At 69.0% G+C, this 18565-nt stretch carries 11 protein-coding genes and 1 tRNA gene; 3 read left to right on the forward strand and 9 right to left on the reverse strand.

The features are described from left to right. Positions 1-2 precede the first annotated feature (2 nt). Together G7045_RS10960 and G7045_RS10965 are read left to right on the forward strand one after the other, a co-directional pair. Positions 3-4013, forward strand: coding sequence for a translocation/assembly module TamB domain-containing protein (locus tag G7045_RS10960; protein ID WP_166159670.1), 4011 nt, complete (start codon positions 3-5; stop codon positions 4011-4013). Positions 4014-4139: 126 nt separating this feature from the next. Further along, positions 4140-4214: transfer RNA gene (locus G7045_RS10965), tRNA-Arg, on the forward strand. A 269-nt stretch (positions 4215-4483) separates the two neighbouring features. Here G7045_RS10965 and arsC read toward each other — a convergent pair. Both arsC and G7045_RS10975 read right to left on the reverse strand, forming a co-directional pair. Further along, on the reverse strand, positions 4484-4834 hold the full coding sequence (gene arsC / locus G7045_RS10970) for an arsenate reductase (glutaredoxin) (RefSeq protein ID WP_166159671.1): 351 nt from the start codon (positions 4832-4834) through the stop codon (positions 4484-4486). A 24-nt stretch (positions 4835-4858) separates the two neighbouring features. Further along, complete coding sequence (locus tag G7045_RS10975; protein WP_166159672.1) at positions 4859-6484, reverse strand: iron ABC transporter permease; 1626 nt, start codon at positions 6482-6484, stop codon at positions 4859-4861. A gap of 94 nt (positions 6485-6578) precedes the next feature. Here G7045_RS10975 and G7045_RS10980 point away from each other — a divergent pair, with 94 nt between their 5' ends. Next, entirely contained in the window at positions 6579-7643 is a 1065-nt protein-coding gene (locus tag G7045_RS10980; RefSeq protein ID WP_166159673.1) for an ABC transporter ATP-binding protein, read from the forward strand. Positions 7644-7705: 62 nt separating this feature from the next. Here G7045_RS10980 and G7045_RS10985 read toward each other — a convergent pair whose 3' ends face one another. The 7 genes from G7045_RS10985 to G7045_RS11015 all read right to left on the reverse strand — a co-directional run bounded on the left by G7045_RS10985 (position 7706) and on the right by G7045_RS11015 (position 18544). Continuing rightward, on the reverse strand, positions 7706-8446 hold the full coding sequence (locus G7045_RS10985) for a 1-acyl-sn-glycerol-3-phosphate acyltransferase (protein ID WP_166159674.1): 741 nt from the start codon (positions 8444-8446) through the stop codon (positions 7706-7708). Between the two features lie 5 nt (positions 8447-8451). Continuing rightward, positions 8452-9744 (reverse strand): dihydroorotase, encoded by a 1293-nt coding sequence (locus G7045_RS10990; RefSeq protein WP_166159675.1) that lies wholly within the window; start codon positions 9742-9744, stop codon positions 8452-8454. A gap of 67 nt (positions 9745-9811) precedes the next feature. Then, positions 9812-10774, reverse strand: a complete 963-nt coding sequence (locus G7045_RS10995; protein WP_166159676.1) for an aspartate carbamoyltransferase catalytic subunit — start codon at positions 10772-10774, stop codon at positions 9812-9814. Between the two features lie 2 nt (positions 10775-10776). Continuing rightward, positions 10777-11298 (reverse strand): bifunctional pyr operon transcriptional regulator/uracil phosphoribosyltransferase PyrR, encoded by a 522-nt coding sequence (pyrR, locus tag G7045_RS11000; protein ID WP_166159677.1) that lies wholly within the window; start codon positions 11296-11298, stop codon positions 10777-10779. Further along, positions 11295-11714 carry a Holliday junction resolvase RuvX gene (gene ruvX / locus G7045_RS11005; protein ID WP_166159678.1) on the reverse strand — a complete coding sequence of 140 codons (420 nt, stop codon included), beginning with the start codon at positions 11712-11714 and terminating at the stop codon, positions 11295-11297. Before ruvX ends, pyrR begins: the two co-directional genes overlap by 4 nt. Continuing rightward, a complete protein-coding gene (locus G7045_RS11010) occupies positions 11711-12310 on the reverse strand; it encodes a YqgE/AlgH family protein (protein ID WP_166159679.1) in 600 nt (199 codons plus the stop codon). Before G7045_RS11010 ends, ruvX begins: the two co-directional genes overlap by 4 nt. A 96-nt stretch (positions 12311-12406) precedes the next feature. Further along, positions 12407-18544: an Hpt domain-containing protein gene (locus G7045_RS11015; protein ID WP_166159680.1), complete on the reverse strand. Its 6138-nt coding sequence runs from the start codon at positions 18542-18544 to the stop codon at positions 12407-12409. Between the last annotated feature and the right edge of the window lie 21 nt (positions 18545-18565).

Genomic DNA, 18565 nt, shown 5'->3' on the forward strand with positions numbered 1-18565 from the left:
GCATGACCGCAACCGTCCCCCCACCGCCCCCCAGCCCACGCCGCTGGCTGCGCGCCCTGGCCTGGGCCAGCGGCGCCGTCCTGGCCCTGCTGCTGGCCGCCGCCAGTGCCCTGTGGCTGTGGCTGGGCAGCAGCGGCTCGCTGGCGCAAACGCTGGCACTGGCCGCACGCTGGCTGCCCGCCGGCCAAGCGCTGCAGGTGGACGACGTGCACGGCAGCCTGCGCAGCGGCGGGCGCATTGGCCGGCTGCAGTGGCACAACGCCGAGCTGCGCGTCGAGCTGCAGGACGCCGAATTCTCCTGGCGCCTGCGCCCGCTGCTGCAACGCCGCCTGGTGCTGGGCCCGCTGCGCGCCGCCGCCCTCACCCTCACCCCCCTGGGCCCGGCCAGCACACAGCCGCCCACGCCGCTGCAGGCGCTGGAGCTGCCGCTGCAGATCGAACTGCCCACCCTGGCCATCGAACGCATCACCTGGGCCCCGCCCGAGGGCCAGCCCCTGGCCCTGACGCAGCTGCAAGCGCGCTACCACTACGACGGCCAGCAGCACCAGCTGCAGCTGCAGCAACTGCACTGGGCCGAGGGCCGCTACCAGGCCAGCGCGCAGCTGCAGGCCCAGGCCCCGATGCAACTGCAATTGCAGTTGCAAGGCCAGCTGCACACCCAGCCCCCCGGCACCGACCAGCCCCTGCAAGTGCAGGCCCAGGCGCAGCTGCAAGGCCCCCTGGCCGGCGCCGAGGCCCAACTGGCACTGCACGCCCAACTGCAACCCGCCGCCGACGGCCCGGCAGCGCCGCTGCGCGCCCGGCTGCAGGCGCAGCTCGCCCCCTGGGCCGCGCAGCCACTGCTGCAGGCACAGCTGGAGCTGGCGCACATCGACCTGGCCAGCCTCTGGCCGCAGGCGCCGCAGACCGCCCTCAGCGGCCAGCTGCAAGCCGGCCCCGAAGGCAGCGCCTGGGCGCTGCAGGCCCGGCTGCGCAACGCCCTGCCCGGCCCCTGGGATCAGCAGCGCCTGCCGCTCGACGCCCTGCAGGCGCGTGTGCGCTACGCAGCCGGGCAGTGGCACATCGCCCAGGCGCAGCTGCAGCTGGGTGGCGGCAGCGTCACGCTGCAGGGCGACTACAACCCCGAGGGCCAGCGCCTGACGGGCCAGGCGCACATCGCACGGCTGCGCCCGAGCGCCATCGACAGCCGCCTGGCGCCCGCGCCCATGCAAGGCACCGTCCAGGCCGAGCAAGGGCCTGACGGCGTGCAATTCACGCTGCAGCTGCACAGCGAGGGCGGCAGCACCCACCCGCTGCAGCTCGACCGTCTGCACGCCCAAGGCCATTGGCAAGCGCCCCTGCTGCAGCTGCAACACCTGCAGCTGCAGGCGCTGCAAGTGCAGCTGCAGGGCGAACGCCTGGCGCTGAACCTGCAGCAGCCGGGCTTTGCCGGCCAGCTGCAGGCGCAGTTGCCGGGCCTGAGCGCACAGCTGCAGGGCCAGCTGGCAGCGCAGGCGGGCAACGGCAGCCTTGTCCTGGACTGGAAAGACCCCCAACGCAGCCGCGACTGGCTGGCGCAAATCAGCACCCTGCCCGGTCTGCCGCCACTGGCGCCTGCCCTGGCCGGGCTGCAACTCAAGGGCGGGGCGCAGCTGCAAGCGCAGTGGCGCGGCGGCTGGAGCGACCTGCAACGCCAGCTGCAACGCGCCGGACTGCCGCTGGGCACCGCAGCAGCCAGCGGCGGCGCCCCCTTCACCCTGCAAGCGCGCCTGGACGCGCCCCGCTTTGGCGCCCAGCGCAGCACCAGCGCCCCAGGCGCCGCCCTCGACCTGCAGCTGCAGGACCTGCACGCCACCTTCAGCGGCGCCCTGACCGATCTGGACGCCAGCGTCTCGGGCCAGCTGCGCAGCGGCGCGCAGCAATTGCAGCTGCAAGTGCGCGCCCAGGGCCGCAACCCGGCCACGGGCCCATGGGCGTTGCAACTGCCCGAGCTGCAGCTGCAATGGCACGACAAGCAGCGCCCCGGCCCCTGGCGCCTGGCGCTGGCGCAGCCGCTGGCGCTGCAGCTCACGCCCGGAGCGCAGGGCGCCCTGCAGCTGCAGGCCCAGGCCGGCAGCGCCCAGCTGCAAGGCCCGCTGCCCGGCCAGGCACTGCTGCAATGGCAGGCGCTGCAGTGGCAGCAACGCCCGGGCCAGGCGCCACAGCTGCGCAGCAGCGGCCAGCTCACCGGCCTGCCCCTGGCCTGGCTCAACGCCATCGACCAGGCACAGCCGCCGCTGCTCGAACGCCTGGGCCTGGGCGGCGACGTGCAGCTGGCCGCCGACTGGGACATCCACGCCGCCGAGCAGCTGCAGGCCCGGCTGCGCCTGCAGCGCAGCAGTGGCGAGCTGCGCTTGTTGGCGCTCGCCAGCGGCGGCGCCACCACGGTGCGCAGCAGCGGCAGCGGCAAGGCACAGACCAACAAGCCCCTGGGCGCCCCGGCGGGCTTGCGCCAGGCAGAAATCGAGCTGGCGCTGCAGGGCCAGAACCTGCGCAGCACCCTGCGCTGGAGCAGCCAACGCGCCGGCGAACTGCAGGCGCAGGCGCAAACCACCCTGGCCTGGCCGGGCAACGATTGGCGCCAGGCACAGTGGCCGGCGAGCGCGCCGCTGGCAGCACAAATCTCCGCCCAGCTGCCAGAGCTGGGTGTGTGGAGCGTCCTGGCACCGCCGGGCTGGCGCGTCAAGGGCACGCTGGCGGCGCAGGTACAGGTCGAAGGCACGCGCAGCGACCCGCGCTGGCATGGCAGCCTGAGCGCCGAGCAATTTGCCCTGCGCTCGGTGATCGACGGCGTCGATCTGCAAGACGGCCAGCTCCAAGCCACGCTCGACGGCCAGCAGCTGCGCATCGACCGGCTGCAGCTCAAGGGCGGCCACGGCAGCGCCGCGCGCATTCTGGGGCGCAGCGGCAACCGCACGCCCGCGCCGCAAGATGGCGGTCTGCTCACCGCCAGCGGCCTGGTGCAGTGGCAGCTACCCGGCGCAGACGCCGCGCCACGCATCGACATGCAGCTGCAAGCCCAGGCCGAACGCCTGCAGCTGCAGGTGCGCGCCGACCGCCAGCTGAGCGTCTCGGGCCAGCTGCAGGCCGGGCTGCAGGGGCGCCAGTTCACGCTGCGCGGCCAGCTGCGCACCGACCGCGCCACCATCGTCTTGCCCGACGCGGGCGCGCCGCAGTTGGGCAGCGACGTGCATGTGCGCCAGGCCACGCCCGCCGGCGCTGCCCCGGCAACAGAGGACGAGGGCGAAGCCCCACCCCAGCCCACGCTGCAGGCCGCGCTACCGCCCGACATCGACATCGGCCTGGATTTGGGCGACGACTTTGCCCTGCAGGGCCACGGCATCACCACGCGCCTGACGGGGGCGCTGCGCATCAGCGCCAACGCCGCCAGCGGCGGCCAGCCACGCGTCAGCGGCGAGGTGCGCACCGACGCCGGGCGCTACCGCGCCTGGGGCCAGGCGCTGGATGTGGAAAGCGGCCTGATCCGCTTTGCCGGCCCGTACGACAACCCGCAGCTCGACATCCTGGCGCTGCGCCCGAACATCAGCGTGCGCGCCGGGGTGCAGGTCACCGGCTCGGCACAGGCGCCGCGCGTGCGCCTGTACGCCGACCCCGATCTGCCGGACGCCGAAAAACTCTCCTGGGTGGTGCTCGGCCACAGCGCCGCCAGCGGCGGCAGCGAAGCCGGCTTGCTGCAGCAGGCCGCCCTGGCCGTGCTCGGCCGCCAAGGCGCTGGCATCGGCGGCATCTCATCGAGCCTGGGACTCGACGAGGTCGGCATCAAAGGCCCCCAACAGGGACAGGATGCCAGCGCTGCCGCCCTGACCCTGGGCAAGCGCATTTCCAAGGCGCTGTACCTGACGTACGAGCACAGCCTGTCGGGCTCGCTGGGCACGCTGTACCTGTTCTACGACCTCTCGCGCCACCTGACGCTGCGCGGACAAACCGGGCTGGTGAACGCGCTCGACCTGGTCTACACCGTGCGCTATGACTGAGCTTTGGAAAAAATTTGGAACAAATCGAGCTCCAACGCTTGCTGGATAAGCGCCAGAAGCTATCAAATATATAGCAACCCAATACCACAGGGCCTGCGCTGGACGCCCTTACAATCCGGGCCCTGCCTCCCCGTAGTTCAATGGATAGAACGAGCGCCTCCTAAGCGCTAGATACAGGTTCGATTCCTGTCGGGGGGACCAAATTCAAGGCCGCACAGCTCCCAGAACGTGCGGCCTTTTCTTTTTTTTACCTGAAATCCTTAACGCCGAAATGTGCAGCAACCCGGGGCATGTGGGGGCACATCTTCAAAATTCCCGCGCATGGGGCAACCCGCCACCAGGGCCAGGATGAGGCGGCGCGGGGTCGTCAAAAGGGTGTTCATGGTGTGCCTTTCCAAAACAGTGGTACCGATGGAAAAGCACTGTGCCGGGCCTGGCTTAGGCGAGTCTTAAGCCGGCCCCCTATCCGCTCAAAGCAGCTCCAGCACCAATTCAGGCGGGCGGCACAAACGCGCGCCCTTGGGCGTGACGACGATGGGGCGGTTGAGCAGCGTCGGGTGCGCGGCCACGGCGGCGATGAGCTCGGCCTCGCTGCGCGCGGAGTTGGCCAAATCGAGCGCAGCGTATTCGGGCTCTTTGCTGCGCAGCAGCTCGCGCACCGGCAGGCCCAGCTGCGCCACCAGCGCTGTGAGCGCCGCCGCATCGAGCGGTTCTTTGACGTAATCGACGATGTGCGGCGCCAGGCCACGCTCTTGCAGCAGTTGCAGGGCGCCGCGCGAATTGCTGCAGCGGGGGTTGTGGTAGATGGTGATGGGGCTCATGCGCGCAGTGTAGGCACAGCGCATTTACCTTGCACGCAAGGTGCGGCTGAGCAAAATCACCGGCACCAGGCCCACGGCCACCAGCGCCAGCGAGGGCAGTGCGGCCTCGCCCAGGCGCTCGTCGCGCGCCAGCTGGTAGGCGACCACGGCCAGGGTGTCGCTGTTGAAAGGGCGCAGCACGATGGTCGCCGGAAGCTCCTTCATGACATCGACGAACACCAGCAGCAGCGCCGCCAGCACCGAGCGCTTGAGCAGCGGCGCGTGCACCCGCGAGAGCAGCCCCCAGCCACTGCTGCCGAGCATCCGCGCGCTGTCATCCAGGCTCGTCGGAATGCGCGCATAGCCGCTTTGCACCGACTGCAGCGCGACGGCGCAAAAACGCACCAGGTAGGCCCAGACGATGCCCGCCGCCGTGGTGGTGACGAGCGCGCCCAACCCCCAGTCGGGCCGCCAGGCCTGCAGCCAGCCCACCGGCAGCAGCAGGCCGACGACGACCACCGCCCCCGGCACGGCGTAGCCTATGCTCGCCAGGCGCACCACGGCGCGGGTTGCCGGATCGGGGCGGCGGCGCACGGCGTAGGCCAGCGCCAGGGCCACGGCCACGGCCAGCACGGCGGTGATGGCACCCAGGCGCACGCTGCTGCCGGCCCATTGCACAAAGCGCTCCCAGGGCAGCACCGACCAATCGGCTGCCAATGGCCGCAGCATGAAGGCCACCGGGGCAACGAAGCCCAGCAGCACCGGCAGCAGGCACAGCGCCCAGGCAGCGGCGCAGCGCCCGCCCGTGAGCTGCTGCGGCTGCGCCTCGGCCGCACCGGCGCGGCCGACGCTGCTGGCGGCAAAGCGCATCCGCCGCTGCGCCCGGCTCTCCAGCCACAGCAGCAGCAGCACCAGGGCGAGCAAGATGGTGGCCAGCTGCGCGGCGGCAATGCGGTCGTCCATGGACAGCCAGGCTTTGTAGATGCCGGTGGTGAAGGTCTGGATGCCGAAGTAGCTGACGACGCCGAAATCCGCCAGCGTCTCCATCAGCACCAGGGCCACGCCCGCTGCCACCGCCGGGCGCGCCAGCGGCAGCGCCACCTGCAGCACGCGCCGGTGCAGCGGCGCACCCATGAGGCGCGCGGCCTCCATCAGGTGTGCTGCGCGCTCGCCCAGCGCCGTGCGCGCCAGCAGGTACACATAGGGGTAAAGGGCAAAGATGAAGACCCAGACCGCGCCGCCCAGGCTGCGCACTTCAGGCAGCAGCCGGCCTTCGAGGCCGAAGCTGGCGCGCAGCCAGACCTGCAGCGGGCCGCTGAACTGCAAAAAATCGGTGTAGGCATAGGCCGTGACGTAGGCCGGCATGGCCAGGGGCAGCAGCAGCAGCCATTCCATCTGCCGGCGGCCTGGAAAATCAAACAGCGTCACGGCCGCTGCGGTAGCCATGCCGACGGCTGCCGCACCGAGCGCCACCCACAGCCCGAGCCAGAGCGTGGTCCAGAAATACCCCGGCAGCACCGTTGCCGCCATCTCGCGCAAGATGGCCAGGGCCTGCGCGCCCTCCTGCCCCGACGGCAGCCAGGCGCCAAACAACGCCAGCACGGGCAGCGACAACAAGCCCGCCAGCAAAAGCAGCGGCAGGGTACGAAAAGCAGCAGGTGGAGTGTGCAAAACAAAAACAGCCAGGTTGCCAAACGATCAGGACAACAGGCTGCCCCATGAGAATGCGAATTTTAAGCATTTGCGCCCGCCTACAATTTGGCCCATGTTCTTAAGCGTTTCCCAATTGAGCGTGGCCTACGCCGGACGCTCGCGTGCGGCGGTGGCCGGTGTCAGCCTGGGCCTGGCCGCCGGCGAGATCGGCGTGCTCATCGGCCCCTCGGGCTGCGGCAAGACGACGCTGCTGCGCGCCGTCGCCGGGCTCGAAGCCGCCAGCGGCGGGCAGATTGCGCTCTCGGGCGCAGTCGTCAGCCGCCCCGGCCACAGCCTGGCGCCGGAGCAGCGGCGCATCGGCATGGTGTTCCAGGACTACGCCTTGTTTCCGCACCTCACGGTCGGGCGCAACGTGGCCTTTGGCATCCATGCGCTGGCGCGCGCCGAGCAGGCGGCGCGCGTGGCCGAGGTGCTGGCCCTGGTCGGCCTCGAAGGCAGCGCGGCGCGCTACCCGCACGAGCTCTCGGGCGGGCAGCAGCAGCGCGTGGCCCTGGCGCGGGCGCTGGCGCCGCGCCCGCAGCTGATGCTGCTCGATGAGCCGTTCTCCAACCTCGACGTCGAGCTGCGCGAGCGCCTGGCGCACGAGGTGCGCGCCATCCTCAAGGCAGCGGGGGCGACGGCGCTCTTCGTCACCCACGACCAGCTCGAAGCCTTTGCCATTGGCGACCGCATCGGCGTCATGCACGACGGCCAGCTGCACCAGTGGGACGAGGCCTACGCCCTGTACCACCGCCCGGCGACGCGCTTCGTCGCCGACTTCATCGGCCACGGCGTGTTCGCCCCGGCGACGCTGGTGCAGCGCGCTGGCGGCGTGGTGGCGCAGACGCCGCTGGGCGAGCTCGCCGACCTCGATGAGTGCCCCCTGCCCAGCGCCTACCCCGGCGGCCAGTGCGATGTGCTGCTGCGCGCCGACGACATCGTGCACGACGACCATGCGCCGGTGCAGGCGCAGATCGTGCGCAAGGCATTTCGCGGCGCCGAGTTTCTCTACACCCTGCGCCTGGCCAGCGGCCTGACGCTGCTCGCGCACGTGCCCAGCCACCACGACCACGCCCTGGGCGAATGGATAGGCATCCGCGTGCAGGCCGACCATGTGGTGACCTTCCCACGCGCCTGAATTTCAGTGTTTTTGGCCTCTAACGCTTGCTGAATAAGCGCTACCAGCTATCAAATTAATAGCTACAAAGACTGCCGCAGGGCATCGACCCGGGCGTGCAGGGCGTCGCTGAAGGCGCGCCGCTCGCGCCCCTGGGCACGCTCGGGGGCGCCAAAGTGCACCTGCGCCACCAGGGCGTCGGCGCACAGGGTGCGCCAGATGGAGCCGAGCAGGGTCTCGTCGCCGATGTAGCTCGGGGCAAAGCTGGTCGCGCCCTGGGCATCGACAAAGCGCAGGCCCACGGGCTGCACCGGGGCGTCGGCGCCAATCGCGGCCTGCAGCAAGTTGGCGTGAAACGGCAGCATTTGGCGGCCATCGCCCGTGGTGCCCTCGGGGAACACGGCCAGCACCTGGCCCTGCACCAGCGCGGCCTGCATGTCGTGCACCATGCGCAACGCATCGCGGCGCGAGCTGCGCTCGATGTAGAGCGTGCCGCCCGCCGTCGCCAGGGTGCCGATCAGGGGCCAGTTCTGCACGTCGCTCTTGCTGATGAAGCGGCAGTAGCGCGCCGCGTGCAGCACCGGGATGTCGAGCCAGGAAATGTGGTTCGCCACCAGCAGCGCCGGCCCCTGCAGCGCCGGCTGGCCCTGCACCTGCAGGCGGATGCCAGCGCAGGCCAGGAGGGCGATCGACCAGGCCTGCACCTGCGCCTGCTGCTGCTCGGCCGACCAGCGCGGAAAGCGCCAGCCCACCAGCCACAGCCCGTGCAGCACGTGCCACAGCAGCGCGCCCAGGCGCCAGAGCGCGCGCAGCCACCGCCCCATGCGGCTCAACGCTCGAACGCCACCTGGCCGCCGACCAGGGTCGTGCGCACGCGCAGCGGCAGCTCGTAGCCACCCAACGGCGTGTGCTTGCCCTGGCTGGCGAGGGCGCCGGCCTGCACCACCCAGGCATCGGCCGGATCGACGATGGCAACGTCGCCCACACCGCCCTCGACCAGGCGGCCCACGCTCGCCTGCAGCGTGCCCAGGGCGTTGCCCAGCACGCCGGCAGCGGCGCTGGTGACCACGGCGAGCGCGCGTTGCAGCGGCAAGTTGCCCTGCTGCGCCCATTTGACGGCGGCGGGCAGCAGCAATTCGAGCCCGGTGGCGCCGGGCTCGGCCTCGGCAAAGGGCAGGTGCTTGGCGTCGGCAGCGACGGGGTTGTGGTCCGACACCAGGGCGTCGATGGTGCCGTCGAGCAGGGCCGCGCTCAGGGCCGCGCGGTCGCGCTCCTGGCGCAGCACGGGGGTCAGGCGCGCGCGGCTGTCGAAGTAGCCGATGTCGTTCTCGGTCAGCAAGAGCGAGTTGATGCTGACGTCGCAGCTCACGGGCAGGCCGGCGGCCTTGGCGCGGCGCACCAGCTCGACGCCGGCGGCGCTGGAGAGGCGGCACAGGTGCACGCGCGCCGGCGTGCTCTGGAGCAGCTCGAAAATGGTGTGCAGCGCAATCGTCTCGGCCGCCACCGGCACGCCCGCCAAGCCCATGCGCGTGGCCAGCGGGCCGCTGGCGGCCACGCCTTTGCCCAGGTGCAGCTCCTGCGGGCGCAGCCAGACGGTATAGCCGAAGGTGGCAGCGTACTGCAGCGCGCGCGCCAGGGTTTGCGTGCTCGCCAGCGGCACGTCGGCCTGGCCGAAGCCGACGCAGCCGGACTCGGTGAGCTCGGCCATTTCGGTCAGCACCTCGCCAGAGAGGCCGCGCGTGAGCGCGCCCAGCGGGAACAGGCGCGCCTGGTGCAGCTTCTCGGCGCGGAACTTGAGCATTTGCACCAGGCCGGGCTCGTCGAGCACCGGGTCGGTGTCGGGCGGGCACACCAGGCTGGTGACGCCACCGGCCACCGCTGCGGCCATTTCGGATTCGAGCATCCGCTCGTGCTCGTGGCCGGGCTCGCGCATCCGCGCCGCCAGATCGACCAGGCCGGGCAGCACCCAGCAGCCGCTGGCGTCAATGGTGCGCTGGGGCGTGAAGTCGGCCGGGCAGCGATCGACGGCGATGATGCGCCCGGCCGCCAGCGCCAGCGTGCCCACCTTGTCCAGGCCGCTGGCGGGGTCGATGAGGCGGCCGTTTTCAATCAGGATTTTCATGGTTTCAAGCCAAATTGGCCGCCAGGGCTTATGCAGCAAGCGCCAGCAGCTATCAATTTAATAGTATTCAAGCCTCGTTGCCAGCAACGATGGACATCACCGCCATGCGCACGGCAATGCCGAAGGTGACCTGCGGCAGGATCACGGCCTGCGGGCCATCGACGACTTCGGAGGCAATCTCCACCCCCCGGTTGATGGGGCCAGGGTGCATGACGATGGCATCGCTCTTGGCCAGCTGCAGCTTCTCCTCGGTCAGGCCAAAGCTCTTGAAATACTCCTGGCTCGACGGCAGCAGCGCGCCGCTCATGCGCTCGTTTTGCAGGCGCAGCGTGATGACCACGTCGCAGTCCTTGATGCCCTCTTCGAGCGTGTGGCACACGCGCACGCCCATGTGCGACAGATCGCCCGGCACCAGCGTGCGCGGGCCGACCACGCGCACCTCGGCGCAGCCCAGGGTGGTGAGGGCGTGGATGTCCGAGCGCGCCACGCGCGAGTGCAGCACGTCGCCGACGATGGCCACCGTGAGGTTGGAAAAATCGCGCTTGTAGTGGCGGATGGTGAACATGTCCAACAGGCCCTGCGTCGGGTGCGCGTGGCGCCCGTCGCCGGCGTTGACCACGTGCACGTGCGGCGCCACGTGCTGCGCAATCAGGTAGGGCGCACCCGACTCGCTGTGGCGCACGACGAAGATGTCGGCGGCCATGGCCGAGAGGTTGTCGATGGTGTCGAGCAGCGTCTCGCCCTTGGCGGTGGAAGAGCGCGCGATATCGAGGTTGAAGACGTCCGCCGACAGGCGCTTGGCCGCGATCTCGAACGTGGTGCGCGTGCGCGTGCTGTTCTCGAAGAACAGGTTGAACACGCTCTTGCCGCGCAAGAGCGGCACTTTTTTCACCTCGCGGTCGTTGACCGAGACGAAGTTGGCGGCGGTGTCCAGGATGTGCGTGAGGATGTCGCGCGACAGGCCCTCGGTGGAGAGCAGGTGGATCAACTCGCCGTTTTTGTTCAGCTGGGGGTTGCGCTTGTACAGCACGGTCAAACCTCTTTCAGGGCAAAGGCAAAGCTGCCGTCCTCAGCACGCGCCAGCGCCAGGGTCTGGCTGGCGGGCAAGGTGATGCGGGCGGCAGCAAAATCAGCGGCGATCGGCAACTGCCGCCCGCCGCGATCGACCAGCACCGCCAGGCGCACGCGCGCCGGACGGCCATAGTCGAACAATTCGTTGAGCACCGCGCGCACCGTGCGCCCGGTGTAGAGCACGTCGTCGAGCACCACGATGTCGGCGCCGTTGACGTCGAACGGCAGCTGCGTCTGCGCGCTCGTGGCCATGCCGCGCTGGGCAAAATCATCGCGGTGCAGCGCCGACGAGAGCACGCCGCTGGCCCCGTCCAGGCCCAAGTCCTGCTGCAGGCGCTCAGCCAGCCAGGCGCCGCCCGAGGCAATGCCGGCCAGGCGCGTCTGCGGCCCGAGCAGGCCACGCACGCCCTGCAGCAGCTGCTGGTACAGGGCCGGGGCATCGAGCAACAGGTGACCGGGGGGAGAGGGGGAATGGTGGCTCATGCCAGGCTCCTTAAAAACTGTTCCAGGATGATGCAGGCACTGGCCGCATCGGCGTCGCGGCTGCCCGCCGCCAGGGCCTCGGTGGTGCTGTAGCGCTCGTCCACCTCGAACACCGGCAGGCCAAAGCGCGCCTGCAGCTGGCGGCCAAATTTTTGCGCGCGCGCGGTGTTCTCGTGCGCGGCGCCATCGGGGTGGTAGGGCACGCCCACCACCAGGGCGTCGGGCTGCCACTCGCGGATGCGCTCGCCCGCCTGCACCAGGCGCGCTTCCTTGGCCTCGGTGCGGATGGTGGGCAGCGCCTGGCCGCGCCCGAGCAGGCGCGAGCCAAAGGCGACGCCCGTGCGCGCGTGGCCAAAGTCGAAGGCCAGAAAAGATTGCCAGTGCGCGGGGACGGGAGGACGATCGGCGCCGCTCATGCGTGCCCCGCCTCGGGCGCGATCATCCAGCTTTGCAGCCCCAGCAGGGCCAGGGCGCGTTCGTAGCGCTCGCCCACCGGGGTATCAAAAATCACGGCCTGGTCGGCGTCCACCGTGAGCCAGCTGTTGTCAGCCAGTTCCGCTTCGAGCTGGCCTTCACCCCAGGAGGCGTAGCCCAGGGCAATAAGCACGCGCCGGGGGCCGGCGCCCTCGGCCAGGGCTTCGAGCACGTCCTTGGAGGTGGTCATCTCCAGCCCGCCAGGGATGGTCATGGTGGCGGCGTAGATGGATTCATCTGCCGGCTGTTCAGGCAGCACGATGGGGTCGTGCAGCACAAAACCCCGTTCGGTCTGCACCGGCCCGCCCTGCAGCACGGACTGCTGGCTCAGATCGGCCCGCCCCAGGTTCAAGTCCACTGTACGAAAGAGTTTTTGCAGGCTGATGTCGGTCGGCTTGTTGATGACGAGGCCGAGCGCACCGCGCTCGTTGTGCTCGCACAGATAGACCACACTGCGGGCAAAGGCCGCATCCTCCAGCCCCGGCATGGCAATGAGGAAATGGTTGGTCAGATTGATGGACGGGGGGGCAGCGGGCATGGGGGAATTTTAACGGCCCGGCCTGTCCCGGAAAACGCGAAGGGCCGCCCGCAGGCGGCCCTTCTGGGCGGGGTTGGAGGCAGGGTTCAGGCCGCGTTAGGCCTGCGCCAGCTCCGCCGCCTTGGCCGCGTAGTGCTTGACCAGGCCCAGCAGCTCCTCGTCGGAGTAAGGCTTGCCCAGGTAGTGGTTCACCCCCAGCTCCATGGCGTGCTCGCGGTGCTTTTCAGCGATGCGCGAGGTGATCATGACGATAGGCAGGTCGTGCAGCGCAGCGTCGCCCCGGATGTTGCGCGCCAGGTCGAAACCGTCCATGCGCGGCATCTCGATGTCCGACAGCACCACCGTCGGGCGCTCTTCCTGCAGGCGTTCGAGCGCCTGCAGGCCATCGGCCGCCAGGGCCACGCGGTAGCCTTCGCGCTGCAGCAGGCGCTGCGTCACACGGCGCACGGTGATGGAATCGTCCACCACCAGCACCAGAGGCACCTGCGGTGCGACCGGCTTGCCCGAAGCGGGCTGCTGCGGCTGGGTGGCACCGGCGACCGGCTCGGCCTCCAGCGCCACAGGCAGCAGGCGGCCCTGGGCGCGCACGGCATCGCCGTACACCGTAGCCAAAGCCACTGGGTTGTACACCAGCACCACCGCACCGGAAGCCAGCACCGACATCCCGGCCAGGCCTGGCAGGCTCGACAGTTGCGGCCCCAGGTTCTTCACCACGATTTCCTGGTTGCCCAGCACTTCATCGACGTGCATCGCCAGGCGCTGCGCGGCACTGCGCAGGATCACCACCGGACGCGTCTTGCCCGCCGTCTCCAGGCTGCGCGGCGAAGACTGCAGCAGCGCACCGGCCCAGAAGAAGGGCACGCTGCCCTGGCCGTCGCGGAACTCGCCGCTGCGGTAGGCCTGCTCCAGCTCGGTAACCGAGGTGCGGCGCACGATTTCCACCAGGTTGGCAGGAACGCCAATGGCCAGATCGCCACAGCGCAGCATCACCACCTGCGTCACCGCCGTGGTCAGCGGCAGCACCATGCGGAAGGTCGAGCCCTGGCCGCTGACGGTTTCGGTTTCAATGCGTCCGCCCAAAGCGTTCACTTCGGAGCGCACCACGTCCATGCCAATACCGCGCCCGGACAGGCCGGTGACCTCGGTCGCCGTGGAGAAACCAGGCATGAAGATAAGCTGCGCCGCATCGGCATTGCTCAGTTGCGCGTCGGCGGTGATGAGCCCTTGGGCAATGGCTTTTTCACGGATGCGCGCCAGGTTCAGGCCGGCGCCGTCGTCGCGGAACTCCACCGCCACGTCGTTGCCCTCGTGGCGCAGCGCCACGGTGATGGTGCCCGTGGCCACCTTGCCCTGCGCCACGCGCTGCTCGGGCATTTCAATGCCGTGCGAGACGCAGTTGCGCAGCAGGTGCTCGAACGCCGGCGTCATCCGGTCGAGCACGCCCCGGTCGAGTTCGATGGTGCCACCATCGATGTCGAGCTTGATGTGCTTGCCCAGCTCCTTGGACGACTGGCGCACCACGGCATACAGGCGCTCGGCAATCGCGTCGAACTCCACCATACGCGTGCGCAGCAAGTCGCGCTGCAGGTCACGCGCCTGGCGGCCCTGGGCGATCAGGTCGTCTTCGGCGCCGTCGAGCGAGCGCTGCAGGTTACGCTGCACGGTGGCCACGTCGTTGACCGACTCGGCCATCATGCGGGTGAGTTCCTGCACGCGGGTGAAGCGGTCGAACTCCAGCGGGTCAAAGCCTGCCGCATGGTCTTTGGACAGGGCCAGGCGCGACTGCATTTGCGATTCGGCCTGCAGCTCGATGTCGCGCAGCTGCTGGCGCAGGCGCTCCAGGTTGCTCGACAAGTCATCGAGCGAGCCCTTGAACTGCTTCATGCGCGCATCCAGGCGCGAACGGGCGATCAACACCTCGCCAGCCTGGTTCACCAGGCGGTCGAGCAGCTGCGAACGCACGCGCACCGAGTGCCCTGCCGCCGCGCGCTGGGGCACCGGCAGCGGCGCCGCCGGCAACCGCAGGGGCGCTGCGGCCGCAGCCGGCACGCCAGGAGCCGGCGCTGCAGCCACAAGGGTGGCGGCAGACTGCCGCACCTCGGGTGCTGACGGCAAACCTTCCACACCTTGGCCGCCGACGTGGCGCAGCACCTCAAAGCTGGCCTGCAAGCCGTCGAGGCCGGCGAGCAAGGGCTCGATCTTGTCGGTGCTCAGGTCTTCGGTGCCGACGTTTTCCACCGCTGTTTCCAGACGGTGCGCCATTTCACCCAGGCGCATGGCACCGGCCAGGCGCGAGCTGCCCTTGAGCGTGTGCAAGGCGCGCAGCACCAGGCTGCGTGCCGCCATGTCCTGCGGGTGCACGGCCCACTGGCGCAGCGAAGCGCCCAGGGAGGGGAACAGCTCGATCGCTTCTTCTTCAAAGATGGGGAACAGATCGGCGTCAATGACGTCGAGGGCGTCAATGTCATCGTCGAAGTCGCTGCCATGGGCCACGGCCTGGGCAATGGCGTCATCGACCTGTTGCTCAAAATCGAATTCCGACACCGAGGCCGCCACCTGCGGCACCGTGGGCATGACAGGTTCAGGCTCTTCGGGTGCAACGAACTCCAGCGGAGCCGGTTCCGGCGCCAAGACAGGCTCTGGCTCTGGCTCTGGCGTGGGGGCCAGTTCGGGCAATACAAGAGCCGCCGGTTCAAATTCCGGCAGAGAGGCAGGGGCCTCGTCGTTGGCGTCCAAAGTGCCCATGCCGCTGCTGATTTCGGTGTGCAAAATCTCGCCCAGGGCTTCGAGCAGTGCCGGCGCCGGTGCTTTCAGGAAACCAGCGGCGAATTGGTGCAGCAGGCGGCGAATTTCTTCGGCTGCCGCCAGGAAGGTCTGCACCTGCGTGGGCAAGGCAGCCGATTGCAGTTGCACATGCTGCAGCGCGTGTTCCAACAGGCGGGCCAGCTCCGAGAGATCAACAAAGCCCACCGTGGCCGAACTACCCGCGAGCGAATGGGCCAACGCCACAGCGGTATCGGGCAGGCTCTCGTGCGGCTGCTGCGCCCAATCCTGGAGTACGTCATCAAGACGGCGCGACCATTCGTCGGCCTCGTTCACGTACACGTTGTACAGCGCAACGCCCAGGCGCAGTGAACCGATCTGCTTGTATTGCTCCTCGCCTGCTTCTTCCGCCTGCGGCAGTTCGGTGGGCGCATCGAGGAACTCGGCCAAGTCCAGGGCCGGCAGTTCGGGCACGTCCGCAACTTCGGGCAAAAGTTCCGGCTCCACAGCGGCGACAGGTTCGAGTATGGGTGTGGGCTCAAGCTCAGGCTCAGGCTCTGCTATTGATTCAATAGCTGCTTGCGCAGGCGTATCAACATCAAACGCCAGTTCAGGCACATCTTCCAGAACAAAATCCTGCGGCCAGTCTGCCGGCGGCAGGTCCGCAGGCGACTCGGCAACGGCTGGCGTGGCCAGCGATGCCTCGTCCACCGGCGCAGGCGCCAGCTCCAGATCGAGCAAAGGCGCTTCGACGGGTGCAACGACCTCCGGCATGGGCTCGGGCAATGCCACTTCGGCAGGCGCAGCAGCCTCGGCGGCGAAGACAGAAAAATCAATCTCCTGCGCATCTTCTGGCAGCAAGATATCGACAGCCACCGGCTCAGGCTCGGGCTCGGGCGCTTGAACCTCCAGCTCGGGCGCCGTCTGCGTGGGCGCAAAGTCCAAAGGCTCGGGCTCAACGGCGAACACGGGTTCGGGTTCGGGCTGGGGTGCCACCTCAGCCACCGCAGCGGTTTCTACCGCTGCCGTCTCCTCGGCGCTGGCAGGCGCTGCGGCCAGTGCTGCAGCCGGTGCGGCCGTGGGCATATCCAGCGGCAAGGTCTCGCCGCGCAGGCGCATGGCGTCTGCCGCCTGGCGAAATGGCGCTGCCTGCCAGGCATCGGCCTGGCCTTGGGCAATGGCTTCGGCCCACTGGCCAAAACCTTGCAGGGCTTGGCGCGCCAGGGCCTGCATGGCTTCGGGCATGGGCTTTTGCTCGGCCAGCCAGGCGTTGAGCATTTGCTCTAGCGCCCAGCCCGCTTCGCCAAAGTCGTTCAAGCCGACCATGCGCGAGCTGCCCTTGAGGGTGTGGAAGGCCCGGCGCAGAGTGGTTTGTTCGCTCAGGTCGCCAGGGGCGGGGGCCAGTGCATCCAACGCGGCCAACCCGGTTTGCACGACTTCGCGCGCTTCTTCCAGGAAGATGTCGAGCAGCTCGTCGTCCACTTCGCGCTCGACGATCGTCGGCACAGGGGCTGGCGCCTGTGCTGCCATGGCAGGTGCAGGCACAGGTGTAGAGGGTTCCGCCAGCACCACTGCAGGCGCCTGGGGCTCTTCGATGGCAGTCGTAGGCACCGTGGTGCGCGGAATAACTTCCGGCAAGGGCAACTCGGCACGAATTTCGAGCGGTGGCGCCGCCTGCGGGGCTTCTTCACCGACACGGGGACGCGCGCGCCCCATGAGGATGCGCAGTTCGCCCTGCTCTTCGTCATAGATGAACAGCTTGCGTGCCATGGCACGTTGGTAGCCCAACATGTCGATCAAGAAGCCCAGCGCACCGAGGTTGCTGCCGAGCTTTTCAAACAGGCCCTGGCGGTCGCTCTCGGGCACCTCATTGACGACCAGGCGCTCAACGGTGGCACGCATATGGGCCACGGCATGGGCCGCCTGCTCTAGCCCGAGCACCGAGAGCACGCCGCGCATCTGCGCCAGCTGCCCGGGAACGGTGACCAGTACAGTCAGATCGTCGGGCGCGCGGAAGAACTGGTCCATGCATTTTTCCGCATCGGCCAAGGTGGCACGCAGCTCATCGACGACGCTGCCCATGGTCTGGCGGTCGCTGACACGGCGGTACAGCTCCTCCATCCAATGCTCAAGCGGCTCAGGCTCGGCACCACCGAGCACCTGCTCCAGACGTTCAGACAGGCGATTCGAACGCGCCACGATATTGGCATCGCTGGCATCAAGGTCATCGAACGTGGCCTGCAGGTACAACACCGATGTCGCCACCTCCATGGCCAGGGCGGGCGATGGAGGCTCGCCAGAGCGGGCCGTGCTGTCGAGGGTGCGCGTCAAGGCACGCGCCAGGCTGTCGCTGCCCGGCAAGAGCTTGAGCAGCGAATCGCACACCAAGCTGAACTGATCGACCGCAGGTTTGAGCTTGACGCGGTCGCCACCAGCCAGGGCAGACCAGGTTTCTGTCGCAGCGGCGATGCGCTTGCGCGCCTGCGCCAGCAGTGCCGGATCAAAGCGACCAAAACGCGCCGTTTCGTAATCGACAGGGGCAAAGCGATCGAGCTGAAAAGCGGCGCGCACGGCCTGCAACGGGCCGGTGGCGGCGCCTGCCGACGGCTGCGCTTGGGCGCAGAAGAACAGCAAATCCTGCACCAAACGGTCGGGCAGGGCCTGATCGCCCTTGGCGTAGGTGGCGTACTGCAGCAGCACACGCGAGGCCACGCGCTTGACGTACACGTCCGGCGGCAGCAGGCGGGCGGCCACCGCGTCAAAAAAGGCCGCACTCAACTTCCAGAAAGTGCGTACAGCGGGCTCTTGTTGCGCTGCAACAAACCCCAGGCAGGTATCGCGCAAAGCAGCAGCGGCCACCGGATCGGCCGACTTGACAACGCGCAGTACGGCGCTGTCCAGGCGCGCACGCGCCTCCGTGCCGTAGGGCAGCGGGGCAGCCTCGATCCCCATCACAGGTTCACGCAGGCGCCGCTCCGCTGGCCACAGGTCGGCCGGGTGCACACGCTCGGCGCCAACCAGCGCCTGGGTATCGCGGTATTGCGGGAACAGGGCGACGGGCGAGGCCTGCTTGCCAGTGAGCACGCTTTCGAGGTATTCGATCAGCGCAAAACTGGCGCGCTCAATGACGGCAGCCGCCTGTTCGCTGCATTGATCGGGGCGCTGCACGAATTTTTGCACCGCCGCCTCCATGGCGCGCAGCACCAGCGTGGGCGCGGCCTGGCCGACCATGTCGAGGGCGCCACTGGCCTGGTGCAGCTGCTGGCGCGCCATGCGCAAAGGGCTGGCATCGAGCGCGGCCAAGTCCGATTCGCGGGCCTGCTCGGCATCGCGCACAAAGCGCCGCATGGCTTTGTTGGCGCTGTCGAGCGACTTGCGCAGTTCATCGAGCACCCAGGCCAGGGGGCCCAGGTCTTGTTCGCCCTGCGCCCAATCGGCGCCCGCAGCGTTCGTTGCATCAATAGATGACATGAAGGTATCCCCAGCGGCCTA

It is taken from the genome of Acidovorax sp. HDW3 (assembly GCF_011303755.1).
Lineage (GTDB): Bacteria > Pseudomonadota > Gammaproteobacteria > Burkholderiales > Burkholderiaceae_C > Paenacidovorax.